The organism is Actinomycetospora sp. NBC_00405, from assembly GCF_036044095.1.
Classification (GTDB): Bacteria; Actinomycetota; Actinomycetes; order Mycobacteriales; family Pseudonocardiaceae; genus Actinomycetospora; species Actinomycetospora callitridis.
The window spans coordinates 2,596,483-2,610,174 of sequence record NZ_CP107938.1; the positions used below are offsets into that span (position 1 = coordinate 2,596,483).

The 13,692-nt window shown below is 76.3% G+C and carries 14 protein-coding genes; 6 read left to right on the top strand and 8 right to left on the bottom strand.

The window, feature by feature from the left end:
* Positions 1–54 precede the first annotated feature (54 nt).
* Entirely contained in the window at positions 55–315 is a 261-nt protein-coding gene (locus OG774_RS12750; protein WP_274189625.1) for a WhiB family transcriptional regulator, read from the bottom strand.
* A 351-nt stretch (positions 316–666) separates the two neighbouring features.
* On the opposite strand from OG774_RS12750, the gene OG774_RS12755 reads away from it, so the two are divergent.
* Genes OG774_RS12755 through OG774_RS12770 form a run of 4 tightly spaced genes read left to right on the top strand, consistent with a single transcriptional unit; the run spans position 667 to position 4,467 of the window.
* The gene (locus tag OG774_RS12755; RefSeq protein WP_328309925.1) at positions 667–1,431 is read left to right on the top strand and encodes a site-2 protease family protein; all 765 of its coding nucleotides are present in this window, start codon (positions 667–669) and stop codon (positions 1,429–1,431) included.
* Between the two features lie 42 nt (positions 1,432–1,473).
* A complete protein-coding gene (gene cofD, locus OG774_RS12760) occupies positions 1,474–2,475 on the top strand; it encodes a 2-phospho-L-lactate transferase (RefSeq protein WP_328309927.1) in 1,002 nt (333 codons plus the stop codon).
* Positions 2,465–3,814 carry a coenzyme F420-0:L-glutamate ligase gene (locus tag OG774_RS12765; protein ID WP_328309929.1) on the top strand — a complete coding sequence of 450 codons (1,350 nt, stop codon included), beginning with the start codon at positions 2,465–2,467 and terminating at the stop codon, positions 3,812–3,814. Before cofD ends, OG774_RS12765 begins: the two co-directional genes overlap by 11 nt.
* Complete coding sequence (locus OG774_RS12770) at positions 3,811–4,467, top strand: NUDIX hydrolase (RefSeq protein WP_328309931.1); 657 nt, start codon at positions 3,811–3,813, stop codon at positions 4,465–4,467. The genes OG774_RS12765 and OG774_RS12770 overlap by 4 nt, the downstream gene beginning before the upstream one ends.
* Here OG774_RS12770 and OG774_RS12775 read toward each other — a convergent pair.
* On the bottom strand, positions 4,461–5,396 hold the full coding sequence (locus OG774_RS12775; protein WP_328309933.1) for a DNA-3-methyladenine glycosylase family protein: 936 nt from the start codon (positions 5,394–5,396) through the stop codon (positions 4,461–4,463). The two genes, OG774_RS12770 and OG774_RS12775, sit on opposite strands and share 7 nt — an antisense overlap.
* Positions 5,389–6,480 carry an NDP-sugar synthase gene (locus OG774_RS12780; RefSeq protein ID WP_328310946.1) on the bottom strand — a complete coding sequence of 364 codons (1,092 nt, stop codon included), beginning with the start codon at positions 6,478–6,480 and terminating at the stop codon, positions 5,389–5,391. Before OG774_RS12780 ends, OG774_RS12775 begins: the two co-directional genes overlap by 8 nt.
* A gap of 186 nt (positions 6,481–6,666) precedes the next feature.
* Here OG774_RS12780 and OG774_RS12785 point away from each other — a divergent pair, with 186 nt between their 5' ends.
* A complete protein-coding gene (locus tag OG774_RS12785) occupies positions 6,667–7,104 on the top strand; it encodes a hypothetical protein (protein WP_328309935.1) in 438 nt (145 codons plus the stop codon).
* A gap of 31 nt (positions 7,105–7,135) precedes the next feature.
* Here the strand turns inward: OG774_RS12785 and OG774_RS12790 are convergent, their stop codons facing one another.
* The 5 genes from OG774_RS12790 to rfbD all read right to left on the bottom strand — a co-directional run bounded on the left by OG774_RS12790 (position 7,136) and on the right by rfbD (position 11,203).
* Positions 7,136–7,990 (bottom strand): alpha/beta fold hydrolase, encoded by an 855-nt coding sequence (locus tag OG774_RS12790; protein WP_328309937.1) that lies wholly within the window; start codon positions 7,988–7,990, stop codon positions 7,136–7,138.
* 88 nt (positions 7,991–8,078) lie between these two features.
* Complete coding sequence (locus tag OG774_RS12795) at positions 8,079–8,972, bottom strand: glycosyltransferase family 2 protein (RefSeq protein WP_328309939.1); 894 nt, start codon at positions 8,970–8,972, stop codon at positions 8,079–8,081.
* Between the two features lie 19 nt (positions 8,973–8,991).
* Positions 8,992–9,903, bottom strand: coding sequence for a tetratricopeptide repeat protein (locus OG774_RS12800; protein ID WP_328309941.1), 912 nt, complete (start codon positions 9,901–9,903; stop codon positions 8,992–8,994).
* 54 nt (positions 9,904–9,957) lie between these two features.
* Positions 9,958–10,218, bottom strand: a complete 261-nt coding sequence (locus OG774_RS12805; protein ID WP_274189633.1) for a hypothetical protein — start codon at positions 10,216–10,218, stop codon at positions 9,958–9,960.
* Between the two features lie 70 nt (positions 10,219–10,288).
* Positions 10,289–11,203, bottom strand: coding sequence for a dTDP-4-dehydrorhamnose reductase (rfbD, locus tag OG774_RS12810; protein ID WP_328309945.1), 915 nt, complete (start codon positions 11,201–11,203; stop codon positions 10,289–10,291).
* A gap of 324 nt (positions 11,204–11,527) precedes the next feature.
* On the opposite strand from rfbD, the gene OG774_RS12815 reads away from it, so the two are divergent.
* The gene (locus tag OG774_RS12815) at positions 11,528–13,690 is read left to right on the top strand and encodes an LCP family protein (protein ID WP_328309947.1); all 2,163 of its coding nucleotides are present in this window, start codon (positions 11,528–11,530) and stop codon (positions 13,688–13,690) included.
* Positions 13,691–13,692: the final 2 nt, after the last annotated feature.

A 13,692-nucleotide genomic window follows, 5' to 3' on the forward strand; every position in this document is an offset into this window, starting at 1 on the left:
CCCCGGCGGACTGTCCGGTGCCGGGTCGGCGCCCGGGACGACGTCACACGAGCGTCAGACGGCGTCGACCGCGTCCATCGTGTCGAACGCGCGGCGCTTCAGGCGCCGGCGCTCGCGCTCGGACAGGCCGCCCCAGATCCCGAAGCGCTCGTCGTGCCCGAGGGCGTACTCGAGACACTCCGAGCGGACGTCGCAGCTGTTGCAGATCTGCTTGGCCTCCCGCGTGCTCCCGCCCTTCTCGGGGAAGAACGCCTCCGGGTCCGTCTGCGCGCACAGGGCGCGCTCCTGCCACTCCTGCTCGTCCTCGGTGACCATCGCCAGCTCCGAGAGGACGTCCCTCAGAGGAGCCTGCCCCACCGGACCGAAGGCCCTCACTGCATCGCTACCCAGCACCACCGACCCGCTCTCCGCACCGTTCACGGACACCTCCCTCGCCTCGACTCCCCCCGGCCCCCACTGAGTGGACGAGGCGCCGGCCCCGCACCGACGTGTCATCGCGTAGGAATTACACCGGTGTCGTTCCATCCGGGTCAAGCCGGGGGACACGTCCGGCCGCATGTCGCGGCGGGCGGTCGTCACGTGCGGTGAGCGTCACTGCGCTGTCCGTAGCAATGAGCTGTCACCACGCCTTCGAGGCGCCGGCCGGTGATCGGGGAGACTGGGTGCGTGACATCCCGCGTCTCGCGCCTGCGCTCGCCGGTCAGCCCCATCTTCCTGGTGCTGGTCGCGCTCACCGTCGCGGGGGGCGCCCTGACGCTCGTGCCCGCCCGAGGCACCGTGATCGGCGGCACGGTCCTGCTGGTCCTGGCCGGGTGGGCGGTCTCACTGTGCCTGCACGAGTTCTCCCACGCGCTGACCGCCGACCGCTGCGGTGACCACTCGGTGCGTGCCCTCGGCTACCTGACCCTGGACATCCGCCGCTACGCCAACATCGGGCTCACGCTCGTCCTGCCTCTGCTGTTCCTCGTCATCGGCGGGATCCCGCTGCCCGGCGGCGCCGTCTGGATCCAGCGGGGCGCGCTGCGGTCGCGGCCGGCGATCAGCGCGGTCTCGCTGGCCGGGCCGATGGCCAACCTCGTGCTCGCCGCCGCGATCGCGATCGGCGTGGCGCTCACGGCCCCGCCGCTGCCGCTGGCGGCGGCCCTGTCGTTCCTGGGGATCATCCAGGTCCTGACGTTCGTGCTGAACCTGCTGCCGATCCCGGGGCTCGACGGCTGGGGCGTCATCGACCCCTACCTGCCCTACGGGACGCGGGCCGGCGCGGCGCGCATCGCGCCGTTCGCCCCCTTCGCGATCATCCTGCTGCTCTTCCTGATCCCGGGCGCCTCGGCGCTGCTGTTCGCCGCGGCCGAGTGGATCTTCGCCCTCGTCGGGGGCGACGGCACCCTCGCGCGGCTGGGCAACGTGCAGTTCGCCCGGCTGCTCGGCTGACCGCCTGCTCGACAGGATCAGGGCCGGGAGGACGATCGGGGCATGAAGGTCACCGTTCTCGTCGGCGGGGTCGGCGGCGCCCGCTTCCTGCAGGGCGTCCTGGCCGCCGCCGCACCGGGCGACGCGATCCGCGCGGTGGTCAACGTCGGCGACGACATCTGGCTGCACGGCCTGCGGGTCTGCCCGGACCTTGACACCTGCATGTACACGCTCGGCGCGGGCATCGACACCGAGCGCGGCTGGGGCCGGGCCAAGGAGACCTGGTCGGTCCGCGAGGAGCTCGAGGCCTACGGCGCCGACCCGACGTGGTTCGGGCTCGGCGACCGCGACGTCGCCACCCACCTCGTGCGCACCCGGATGCTGCGGGCGGGCTACCCGCTCTCGCAGGTCACGGCCGCGCTGTGCGACCGCTGGTCCCCCGGTGTCGAGCTCATCCCGGCCAGCGACGACCGGATCGAGACCCACGTCGTCGTCGACGACCCGAACAGCGCCGACGACCCACCCGCCCGCCGCGCCATCCACTTCCAGGAGTGGTGGGTGCGCCACCGTGCGGCCCTGCCGGCGCACTCGTTCGCGTCGGTCGGGCGCGAGCAGGCCACGGCGTGCCCCGCCGCCCTCGCCGCGATCGCCGACGCCGACGTCGTGCTCGTGGCGCCGTCGAACCCCGTGGTGAGCATCCACACGATCGTCGACGTCCCCGCGATGCGACCCGCGCTGTCCGCCGCGCCGGGCCGGGTCGTCGGGGTGTCCCCGATCGTCGACGGGCACGCCGTGCGCGGGATGGCCGAGGCGTGCCTGGCGGCGGTGGACGTGCCGGTCAGCGCCGAGGGCGTCGGGCGCTGGTACGGCGCGCGCACCACCGGCGGCCTGCTCGACGGGTGGCTCGTCGCCCCGGGCGACGGGGCGGAGGTGCCGGGCGTCGAGGTCCGCGAGGTGCCGCTGATGATGACCGACCCGGACGCCACGGCGGCGATGGTGCGCGCGGCCTACGATCTCGCCGGCGTCGGCGGAGCGGAGCGGAGCCGGACCGTCGATGGCAGCTGATCACGCCTCCGACGGGCTGACCCTCTGGGGCGTCCCCGGCCTGCCGGAGTTCCGTCCCGGCGACGACCTCCCCGCGGCGCTGGCCGATGCCCTCGCCGGCTCCCTGGCCGACGGCGACGTGGTGGTCGTGACGTCCAAGGTGCTCTCGAAGGTCGAGGGCCGCCTCGTGCGGGTGCCCACCGATCCCGACGAGCGCGACGCCGCCCGCCGCGCGCTGGTCGACCGCGAGACCGTGCGACTGCTGGCCACCAAGGGCCGCACCAAGATCGTCGCCAATCCCCTCGGGATCGTGCAGGCCGCCGCGGGGATCGACGCCTCGAACGTCGCCGGGGACGAGGTCGCGCTGCTCCCCGAGGACCCGGACGCCTCGGCCGCCGCCCTGCGCGCCGCGCTGCGCGAGCGGCTCGGCGTGGACGTCGCCGTGGTCGTCACCGACACCATGGGCCGCACCTGGCGCGTCGGTCAGACCGACGCCGCGATCGGCGCCGCCGGGCTGGAGGTCGTGCACGCCTACGGCGGCGCGGTCGACAGCCAGGGCAACGAGCTCGTGGTCACCGAGGTCGCCGTCGCCGACGAGGTCGCCGCGGCCGCCGACCTGGTCAAGGGCAAGCTCGGCGGCGTCCCCGTCGCCGTGGTGCGCGGTCTGCCCGGCTCCCTGCGGTCGGACACGGCGCGCGGTCGCGACCTCGTGCGGCCTGTCGACGAGGACCTCTTCTGGCTGGGCACGGACGAGGCGCTCGCGCGGGGGCGGCGCGAGGCGGTGCCGGCGCGACGCTCGGTGCGGACGTTCGCCGACACCCCCGTCGACCCCGCGGCGCTGCGCCGGGCCGGCGCCGCAGGCCTCACGGCGCCCGCCCCGCACCACACCCGCCCGGTGCGCTTCGTGCGCCTGGCGTCGCCGGAGCTGCGCACCCGGCTGCTCGACGCCATGGCCGAGGCGTGGCGTGCCGACCTGCGCGGCGACGGCTTCTCCCGCGACGCGATCGAGCGTCGTGTCGCCCGCGGCGACCTGCTGCGCGCCGCGCCGGAGGTCGTGCTGCCGTTCCTCGTCCTCGAGGGCGCCCACGCCTACCCCGACGCCCACCGGGCCACGGCCGAGCACACGATGTTCACGGTCGCCGGGGGCGCGGCCGTCGGGAGCCTGCTCGTCGCCCTGGCCGCCGAGGGGCTGGGGTCGTGCTGGGTGTCGTCGACGATCTTCGCGGCGGAGATCGTGCGCGAGGTGCTCGACCTGCCCGCCGACTGGGAGCCCCTGGGCGCCGTCGCGATCGGGCACCCGGCGGCCGCCCCGCCCCCGCGGGGAGGGCTCGCCGTCGACGACCGCTGGGTGGAGAGATGACGGACACGGAACGGACGCCGGCGTCCACCACGCGTGCCGCCGTCTCGACGGCCGCCGTGCACGCCGACGCCCGGGAGGTCCTGGGCCGGTGGCGGGCCGGGACGCGCGAGCTGGAGTCCGTGCGCCTCGGGCTGGTGTCGTACCTGGACGCCCGCCCCGACGCGTGCTCGCGCTCCTGCGCACCGGGCCACCTCACGGCCTCGGCGCTCGTCCTCGACGCCGCGGGCGAGCGTGCGCTGCTGACCCTGCACCCCCGGGTCGGCGCGTGGCTCCAGCTCGGCGGGCACATCGAGCCGGAGGACACGACCCTCGCCGGCGCCGCACTCCGCGAGGCGGAGGAGGAGTCGGGCATCGAGGGCCTGACCCTCGACCCCGAGCCCTTCCACGTCGAGATCCACGCCCTGACCTGCTCGCTCGGCGTCCCCACCCGCCACCTCGACGTCCGCTTCGTCGCCCACGCCCCGCCCGGCGCCGTCGAGGCGATCAGCGACGAGTCGCTGGACCTGCGCTGGTGGCCGCTGACGGAGCTCCCGGACGAGGTCGCGTTCGGCCGGTCGCTGGTCCGGTCCGGGCCGCGCCGGATCGGGACCCTCGCTGACGAAGCTTCGATCTCCGAAGCGTCGTCACGACCGAGCGCGACGCGGGGTCAGTAGCTCCGGTAGTCCTTCGGCGAGAAGCGCGGCCCGAAGCGGGGCCGGCGGAACCCCGAGGCCTCGATGTAGCGCACCGCCCGCTGGCGCTGGGGGGCGTAGCAGGCCAGGACCTCGAGCATCCCGGCGTCGTCGAGCTTGCGCCCCACCAGGGCCCAGCCGACGGTCGACGGGATGTGGAAGTCGCCGACGCTCACGGCGTCCGGATCGCCCCAGGAGCGCTGGGCGACCTCGGCGGCGGTCCACACGCCGATGCCCGGGATCTTCATCAGCAGCGCGCGCCCGGCCTCGCCGCGCAGCTCGGCGGCCTTCTCCAGGCGGTGGGCGACCGTCGCCGACGCGAGGATCGCCCGGCGGCGCGACTGGTCGACGCCCGCGCGGTGCCACTCCCAGTCGGGGATCTCGCGGAGCCGCCGCGGCGTCGGCGGGAGCTTCATCCGGCGCGGGCAGGGGCCCGGGGCGTCCTCGCCGAACCGCCAGCACAGCTCGCGCCACGACCGGCGGGCCTCGGTGCCGGTGACCTTCTGCTCGAGGATCGAGGGCACCAGCAGATCCCACACGGTGCGGGTGCCGCCGAGGCGCAGGCCCGGCATGCGGCGCCGGGTCTCGGCGACGAGCGGGTGGTGGCCGACGAAGCCGGAGTCGTCGTCCTCGGCACCCAGCAGCATGGGCACCCCGTCGACGGCCCACTGCGCGCCCGGACCCCAGGCGCGGGCCCGGACCTCCCCGTCGCGTCGCGAGATCGCGAGCGTGGCGGGGCCGTCGGGGGTCGGCGTCGAGCGCCAGATCTCGCCGCCCTCAGAGCCCTCCAGCTCCATGTGGAAGGTCGGGTCGCCCCGCCCGCGGCGCAGCGGTGCGAGCAGCGCCCGCACGTCGAGGACGAACTCCGGCCGCCACACCCGTTCCGCGGCGGCAGCGAGGACCTCAGGCACCACCCGAGAATCGCAGACCGCCGTCGGGGACGACGAGCCCGGGCCAGACGCGCAGCCCGGCCAGCAGCTCGCAGGACGCCCCGATCGAGGCGCCGTCGCCGACGACCGCGTCGCGCACCACGGTCTCGTCGCCGATCGACGCGCCGGGACCGATCACCGAGCGCTCGACGAGGGCGCCGTCGCCGATCCGGGCGCCGTCCATGAGCACCGAGCCCGAGACGCGGCTGCCGTCGCCGATCTGGACGTCGGCACCCACCGTCGTGCCGTCGGTGAGCGACGCCGACGGCGCCACCTTCGCCCCGGCCAGCAGCAGGGCGGTGCCCACGGGGCCGGGCAGCGCGGCGGTGGGCGCCGCCCCCTGCACGAGGTCGGCGCTGCCGCGGACGAAGGACGCGGGGGTGCCGAGGTCGAGCCAGTACGACGACTCGACGTGGGCCTGCAGGCGGCGGCCGCTCTCGAGCAGCCCGGGGAACGTCTCCCGCTCGACCGACACCGGGCGCCCGGCGGGGATCGCGTCGAGCACGTCGCGGCGGAAGACGTAGCACCCGGCGTTGACCTGGTCGGTCGGCGGCGTGAGCGTCTTCTCCAGGAACGCCAGGACGCGCCCGTCGGCGTCGGTGGGCACGCAGCCGAAGGCGGTGGGGTCGGGGACCCGCACGAGGTGCAGGGTCGCGTCGGCGCCCGCGGCCCGGTGCTCGCCGACGACCGCGCGCACGTCGACGCCCGAGAGGATGTCGCCGTTGAACACGACGACCTCGTCGTACCCGGGCTCCAGCGCCTCTGCGGCGAACCGGATGCCGCCGCCGGTGCCCAGCGGCTCCGGCTCGGGGCAGCACTCGAGCTCGAGGTCCTCCAGCCCGCCGGTGGTCTGCTCGCCGAGGAACGCCTCGAAGACCTCCGCCCGGTAGGCGGTGCCGAGCACGACGCGGCGGATCCCGGCCGCCGCGATCCGCGAGAGCAGGTGGGCCAGGAACGGCACCCCGGCCGTGGGCAGCATCGGCTTCGGCGTGGTCAGCGTCAGCGGCCGCAGCCGGCTGCCCTGACCCCCGACGAGGACGACCGCGGCCGTCCGCGCCGGGTCGATCTCGACGGTGTGGTCGGCCGCGTGTCCCGCCGTACGCCCTGTCGTGTCCCCCGAGTGCTCCACTCGAGACCCCCCTCGTCGATGACGAATCGTGACCGAGGGCGATAGTGTGGACCCACCCGGGGCCGCCGACGGCAGTGACCCGGAAGTGACCCGCCCGTCGGGGGAACGAGCAGGAGGGTCGTGGTGGCCTCGAATGCATGGGAGCGTGCCCAGGACGCCATCGCGCACGCCTCCCAGCGGGCCACGGAGCGTGACGAAGACGTGATCACGCCGGACAACGCCGAGTCGCCGTTCGACGCCTCCGCCACCACCGTCCTCCCGGGCGGGCTGGCCGCCCGTCGCGGCGTGCCGGTGGACCCGGAGCTCACCCAGCGGCTGCCGCAGAACAACGGCGGCCGCCGCGCCAACGGCCACCACCGGCGGCCCGACGAGGACGTCGACGACGACAGCGACGCCCGCACCGTGCGCTTCGGCACGGGTCCGACGCACCCGGGCACGTCGCCGTTCCCCGCGAGCCCCTTCACCTCCGGCCCCTTCCCCGCCGGCGACGACGGCGCGCGCACCGAGAGCCCGCAGGAGAAGCCCCGGCGTGCGTGGTGGCGCCGCCTGTTCGGCGGCTGACCGCGGCTCAGCCGAACACCGCGCCGGCCGTTCACCCGTCCACCCGCGCGTGGAACGCCTCCAGGCGGGCGTCGACCGCGTCCGCGCAGGCGCTCGGCAGCGCGTGGGTCGCCCCCGGCCACACGTCGACCTCGACGTCGGGGACGCACCGCCGAGCCCGCGCCGCCCCCCGCCGCGCGTCCCCGACCGTGCTGCGCCCGCCGAGCAGGGCCAGGACGGGCATCGCGAGCGAGCGCAGCGCCGCGTCGGTCGGGTAGCCGGGCGGGCCGAGCGCCATCCGGTACGTCGCGGACCCGAGCTCGAGCACGGGGCCCAGCGGGTCGTCGGCGGGCGGGCTCTCCCCGCCGGCGTAGCGCAGGAAGAACCGCCGGGCCCCGACGAGCGAGGCCAGCGACGCCAGCACGAATCCGGGGCGCAGCCGGGAGAGCGTGTGCGCCGGCTCGAGCAGGGCCAGCGAGCGCACGAGGTGCGGGTGCCGCACGGCGAGCTCGGTGCCCCAGCGCCCGCCCAGCGACGCGCCGACGACGTGCAGCGGGCCGCCGAGGGCGTCCACCACCTCGGCGAGCCAGGACGCCTGGTCGGCGTCGCCGGTGATCGGCGCGGTCTGGGTGCTCGCGCCCGGCTCGCCGAGCAGGTCGAGCGCCCACACCGTGCGCCGGGCCGCGAGCGCCGGCAGGTTCGGCGCCCACATCGCCGTCGTCCCGGTCCGCCCGGGCAGCAGGAGCACCGGGGTCCTGGTGCCCCGTCCGAACCGGTGGACCCGGACCGTCCCCCAGCCGGTCGCGACGTCGTGGCTCTCGTGGGGCGGGAGCGCCGCCATCGCGGCGTCGAGGGCCGCGAGGTACCGCGCCCGGGCCTCCTCGTCGACGAACCCACCGATCGCCATGAGCCCTCCGGGTTCGCGGTACTCGTCGGTGGCCTCGCCCGACTCGGCGCTCGCCGTGCTCGACCGCCACCTGGCGGCGCCGGCCTGATCAGGGAGCCGAGCGCACCCCGGTGCGGGCGCGCAGCCCCAGCCCCACCCGCAGGCCGAACCGCACCGGCGCCCAGCGCGCGCCGCGGTAGCGGTCGGCGAGGAAGCGGTAGGCGCTGCGGTGGTGCTCGGTGAGCATCCGGGACGACGTGGGGGCGTCGCGCTCGGTGGCGTGCCCGCCGGTGTGCACGACCTCGGCGTCGGGGACGTAGACGTTCAGCCACCCCGCCCTGCCCAGGCGGTCGCCGAGGTCGACGTCCTCGAAGTACATGAAGTAGCGCGGGTCGAAGCCGTCGACGGAGTCCCAGGCCTCCCGGCGCAGCAGGACGCACGAGCCCGAGAGCCAGCCCGCGGTCCGCTCGGCGACCGAGCCCTCCTGGCGGTAGGAGCGCGTCCAGGGGTTCGCCGGCCACACCGCCGCGAACAGCGCGTGCCCGACGCCGCGACCCAGCGACGGCTGCAGGCGCGCCGACGGGTAGACCTCGCCCCCGGTGCGGATCAGCGGTCCGAGCGCGCCCGCGCGCGGCCAGCGGTCGCCGGCCTCGATCAGCGTGTCGAGCGCGCCGGGGTCGACGACGATGTCGGGATTGGCGACGAGCACCCAGCCCACCTCGGCGGGCAGTCCCGCGACGCCGCGGTTGGCGGCCGCGCCGTAGCCCACGTTCTCGCCGATGCGCAGCAGCTCGACCCGCTCGTCGGCGGCCGCCGCGGCCTCGGGAGCGCCGTCGACCGACCCGTTGTCGGCGAGCACCACCCGGTACGCGCGCGTCGTGGCCTTCTCCAGGGACGTCAGGAACTCCGCGAGGGAGTCGCCCGGCGAGTAGGTCACGGAGACGACGGCCAGCCCGGAGCCGTAGGGGGCGGACACGGGTTCGGGCAGGTCAGGGTCGGACACGCCCCGCATTGTGGCCGACTCAGTCGTCCCACTCGTCGACCAGCCCGCGGTACTCGGCCTCGAGCACCGCGAGGGCGTCCGGGTCGCCGCGCCAGGCCGCCTCCTCGAAGAACGGGTGGGCGTCGTCGGTGCGCCCCTGGTCGTAGAGGAAGCGCGCGAGGTGGAAGGCGGCGCCGGGCTCCTTGACCTCGTGGGCCCGGCGCAGCTGCTCCTCGGCGCCGTCGGTGTCGGCGCGCCGATCGCGCAGGAACCAGCCGTAGTAGATGTGCGCGCACGCCCCGCCGCCCTCCGCGGCCTTCCGGTACAGCTCCTCGGCCTCGTCGACACGGTCCTCCGCGAGCCGGCAGTCGGCGAGCGCGACGAGCGTGGAGGGCTTGGCGTCGTCCCGGTAGGCCTCCGCGAGCTCGGTGGCCGTGAACGGGTCGTCGAGCTCCTCGAGGTGCAGGGCCACGAGGTTCAGCGGAGCGAGGTCGTCGCCGAGCCGGGCCGCGCGGTCCAGGACGTAGGCGGCCTCCTGCGTGCGGCCGCGGGCGCGCAGGAAGACGCCGTAGTCGTTCATCGCGTCGGGGTGGCCGCCGTCGATCCCGACGAGGAACGCCGCCTCCGCGCCCTCGTGGTCGCCGAGCGCCTCGAGCGTCTCGCCCAGCAGACCGGCGAGGTCGCTGCGGCGCCGCCCGTGCACGGCCCGGGTGAGGACCTCGACGGCCTCGCGACGCTCGCCGTGGTCGAGGTGGGCGTCGGCGAGCAGGCCGGGGGCGGAGTGCTCGCCGCTGGCGTGGGCCCGCCGGAGCAGGGCCACGAGGTCCTCGTGGTGCTCGTCCGGATCGTCGCCCGGCGAGGCGGCGAGCGCGCGCGCCTGGGCGCAGAGGGGTTCGTCCGTGGAGTCCGATCCCGACGAGGTGGTCGTCCCCGGCGCGGCCTGCTCCGTCATCGCCTCAGGGTGTCACGCGAGGACGCCCAGACCCAGGAACTCAGGGCCAGCACGTCAGAGCCGCGGACCGCTCGAGGTGTCGTCGGCGGACGGCAGGGTCATCGGCCAGTACCGCCAGGAGTTCGGCGTCGGGACCGACGAGGCCGTCGGGCCTGCGAGGCGCGCCGCGCGGCGGTCACTGCGCCGTCGCTCGGCCTGCCACCGCTCGTCCCGGGCCACGCGGGCACGCAACCGATGACGCTCACGCCCGGCGTCGATCACCAACCACACGGCGACGAGACCGAGCAGCGCGAGGAGCACCGTCTCCACAGCCATGGCCGCTCAACGCGCGACGGTGCGCGGAGGACACGCAAATGACACCGATGGGATTAACAAGCTGGGCTGTTCAGCCCAATAGGAGGTGCGGATGGCGGGCGACAGCGGTGTGCAGGGCGTCCCGCCAGGGTGGTAACGGCGCGAGGCCGGCCGCGCGCCACGAGGCGTCCGAGAGGACCGACCAGGCGGGACGCGGCGCGGGGCGCGGGAACGACGCCGTGTCGCACGGCTGCACCCGCGACGGGTCGGCGCCCATCTCCTCGAACACGGCCCGGGCCAGGCCGCACCAGGTCGTCGCCCCGCCGCCGGCGGCGTGGCGCGTCCCCGGGGACGCGCCGGAGCGGGCGAGGGCGAGCAGGCCGTCGGCGAGGTCGCCGGCCCAGGTCGGCGAGCCGTGCTGGTCGTCGACGACGGTCAGGGTGTCGCGCTCGCGGGCGAGCCGGGCGATCGTGCGGACGAAGTTCGCCCCGGTCGGGCCGTAGACCCACGCGGTGCGGACGATCTGGTGGGCGCCGGGCAGGGCCGCGCGCACCCGCTCCTCCCCCGCGAGCTTGCTGCGGGCGTAGACGCCCTCCGGGCCCACGGGGTCCCCCGGCTCCAGGGGACGGCGCGCGCCACCCGGCAGCGGCCCCAGGACGTAGTCGGTGGAGACGTGGACCAGGGCCGCGCCGACCTCGCCGCACGCCGCCGCGAGCAGGCCGGGCGCGTCGGCGTTCACGGCCCAGGCCTCGGCGGCCGCCTCGGGGTCGGTCTCGGCGCGGTCCACCGCGGTGAACGCGGACGCGTTGAGCAGCACCGCAGGACCGTCACCCGAGCCCAGGCCGGCGTGCACCGCGTCGCGCACGGCCACCGGGTCGGTGACGTCCAGCTCCGCGCGCGCCAGGGCGACGACCCCGCTCGACGCCCCGTCGCCCGACGGGGCGTCGGGCGCGGTCAGACGTGCGACGACCTCCCTGCCCAGGGCTCCGCCCGCCCCGGTCACCATCCACCGCACAGGAACCCCCCACCCGTCGATCACTCACAGGGAGTCTCCCACCGGTCACGGAGGGCACCCGACGCGGCGGGTCACCGGCCGGGCGTCCCGTCCGCCGCGAGAGACCCTGGTCGGGAGCGCCTTCCTGATCGACATCTGACCCGCCGTGGCCACGACGCGCCGACGGGCCGTCGTACGGGTGAGAAGCCCCGAACCGGTCGGGCGCCGTCTAATCTGCGGTCCGGACGCCCTCCCGGGCCGCGCGACGCCGGTGACCAGGGATCGCGTGCCCCGGACCGATCCGGTCGCCGGGGTGCTGCGGACACCAGGGCGACGGTGGACGAGATCGACAGCGGCCTGCGGGCCCGCACGTGGAGGGAGGCCGGGCCGATGGACGACGACGAGCCCGGCCAGACGGGTCGCGAACAGCCCCGTCGCGATCCGGCACGCCGCTACGGCCCCACGGCCGCCCGCCGCAGCCCCGGGCGTGCGGGCGGGCCGCCCGACGTGGACGTCGACCCCACCGTCCCCGAGCGCGAGCCGGCCCGCCGGGAGCCCGAGCGCGGCGGGGCCCGCCTACGCCGCCGCGACCTCGCCGAGCTCTCCACCCCGTCGGTCGAGGTGCGGGGGTCGTCGAAGTCCTCCAAGGGAACGACCAGGTCCCGGCCGCCGCGCCCCGACGACGACCGCCCCCGCCGTCCGGCCCCCCCACCCCGTGACCGCGACCCCCGGGACCGCGACCCCCGGGACCGCGACCCCCGGGACCGCGACCCCCGGGACCGCGACCCCCGGGACCGCGACCCCAGGGACCGCGACCCCCGCGACCGCGACCCCCGGGACCGCGACCCCCGGGACCGCGACCCCAGGGACCGCGACCCCCGGGACCGCGACCCCAGGGACCGCGACCCCCGCGACACGCGCGCCCTGCGGGAGCGGGAGCGCGACCGCCGTCCGGGGTCCCCGCCGCCGCGGGCTCCGCGCCCGCCCGCGCCCGACCGCGGCGACGTCCCGCCCGAGCGCGGCCGTCGGTCGATCGGGCGCACGCTGCGCCTCGCGATGATCGTGCTCTCGGTGCTCGTGTTCGCCCTGTCCGGCACGGCGTGGGCGGCGCTCTCGGGCTCCATGGGCTCGTCCGGGGCGCTCGGCGACGGCCCCGTCGGCGATGCCGCGGACGGTGCGACCGACATCCTGCTGGTCGGGGTCGACAGCCGCACCGACGCGCAGGGCCAGGCGCTGCCCGACGACGCGCTGCGCGCGATCGGCGCCGGCGCCGCGGACGGCGTCGTCAACACCGACACGATGATCCTGGTCCGGGTGCCCAACGACGGCAGCCGCGCGGTGGCCTTCTCGATCCCGCGCGACAGCTACGTCTCGATCCCCGGGGCCTTCCGCCGAGACAAGATCAATTCGGCGTACCCGGGCGCGAAGGCCGACGAGGCCAACCGGCTGGTGCAGTCCGGCGTCACCGACCCGCGCGAGGTCGACGTCCGCTCCTCGGAGGCGGGCCGCCAGGAACTGGTGCGCTCGGTCGCCGGCCTCACGGGGCTGACCGTCGACCACTACGCCGAGGTCAACCTCATGGGCTTCTACACGCTGACCAACGCCATCGGCGGGGTCGACGTGTGCCTCAAGAACCCGGTCGACGACGAGCTCTCCGGCGCCCGCTTCCCCGCGGGCCCGCGCACGGTCGCCGGTCACGACGCGCTCGCCTTCGTCCGCCAGCGCCACGGCCTGCCCAACGGCGACCTCGACCGCATCCGTCGCCAGCAGGCGTTCCTCGCGTCGATGTCCCGCAAGATCCTCTCCAGCGGCACGCTCGCCGACCCGCTCACCCTGGCGCGGCTGCTCGACGCCGTCCGCGGGTCCGTGGTCCTCGACGGCGACTGGGATCTCCTGCGGTTCGGCCAGCAGATGCAGGACGTCAGCGGCGGCGCCGTCGCGTTCCTGACCATCCCGACCCAGGGCACCCAGAACATCGACGGGCGCGGCGACGTGATCGCCGTCGACCCCATCGCCGTCCAGCGGTTCGTCGCCGACGCCATCGGCCCCGAGAACTCGGCCGCCGAGGACGACGGACCCGCGCCGAGCACCATCCCCGTGGACGTGCGCAACGCCTCGGGCGCGGAGGGCGCCGCGGCCCGCGTCGTCGCGGTGCTGTCCGCGCAGGGCTACGCGCGCACGATCGCCGGCAACGCCGAGGCCCCCGCCCCGCGCTCCGAGGTGCTGTTCGGTCCCGCCGGCGATGCGGCGGGCGCCCGCGTGGCACGCAGCCTCGGCGACCTGCCGGCACGCTTCGAGCCGGCGGTGCCGCCGAACTCGGTGCGCGTCGTGCTCGGCAACGACTACGACGGCCCCGGCGCGGCGCCGCCGCAGGCCACGGGCCTGGTTGGCTCCGGCGGCGAGTCCTCGAACGGGCTCTCGGGCTCCGCGGAGACCCCCGCGCCGGTGCCCCCGCCCCAGCCGGCGATCACCGCCGAGGGCGTGGCCTGCGTCGACTAGCC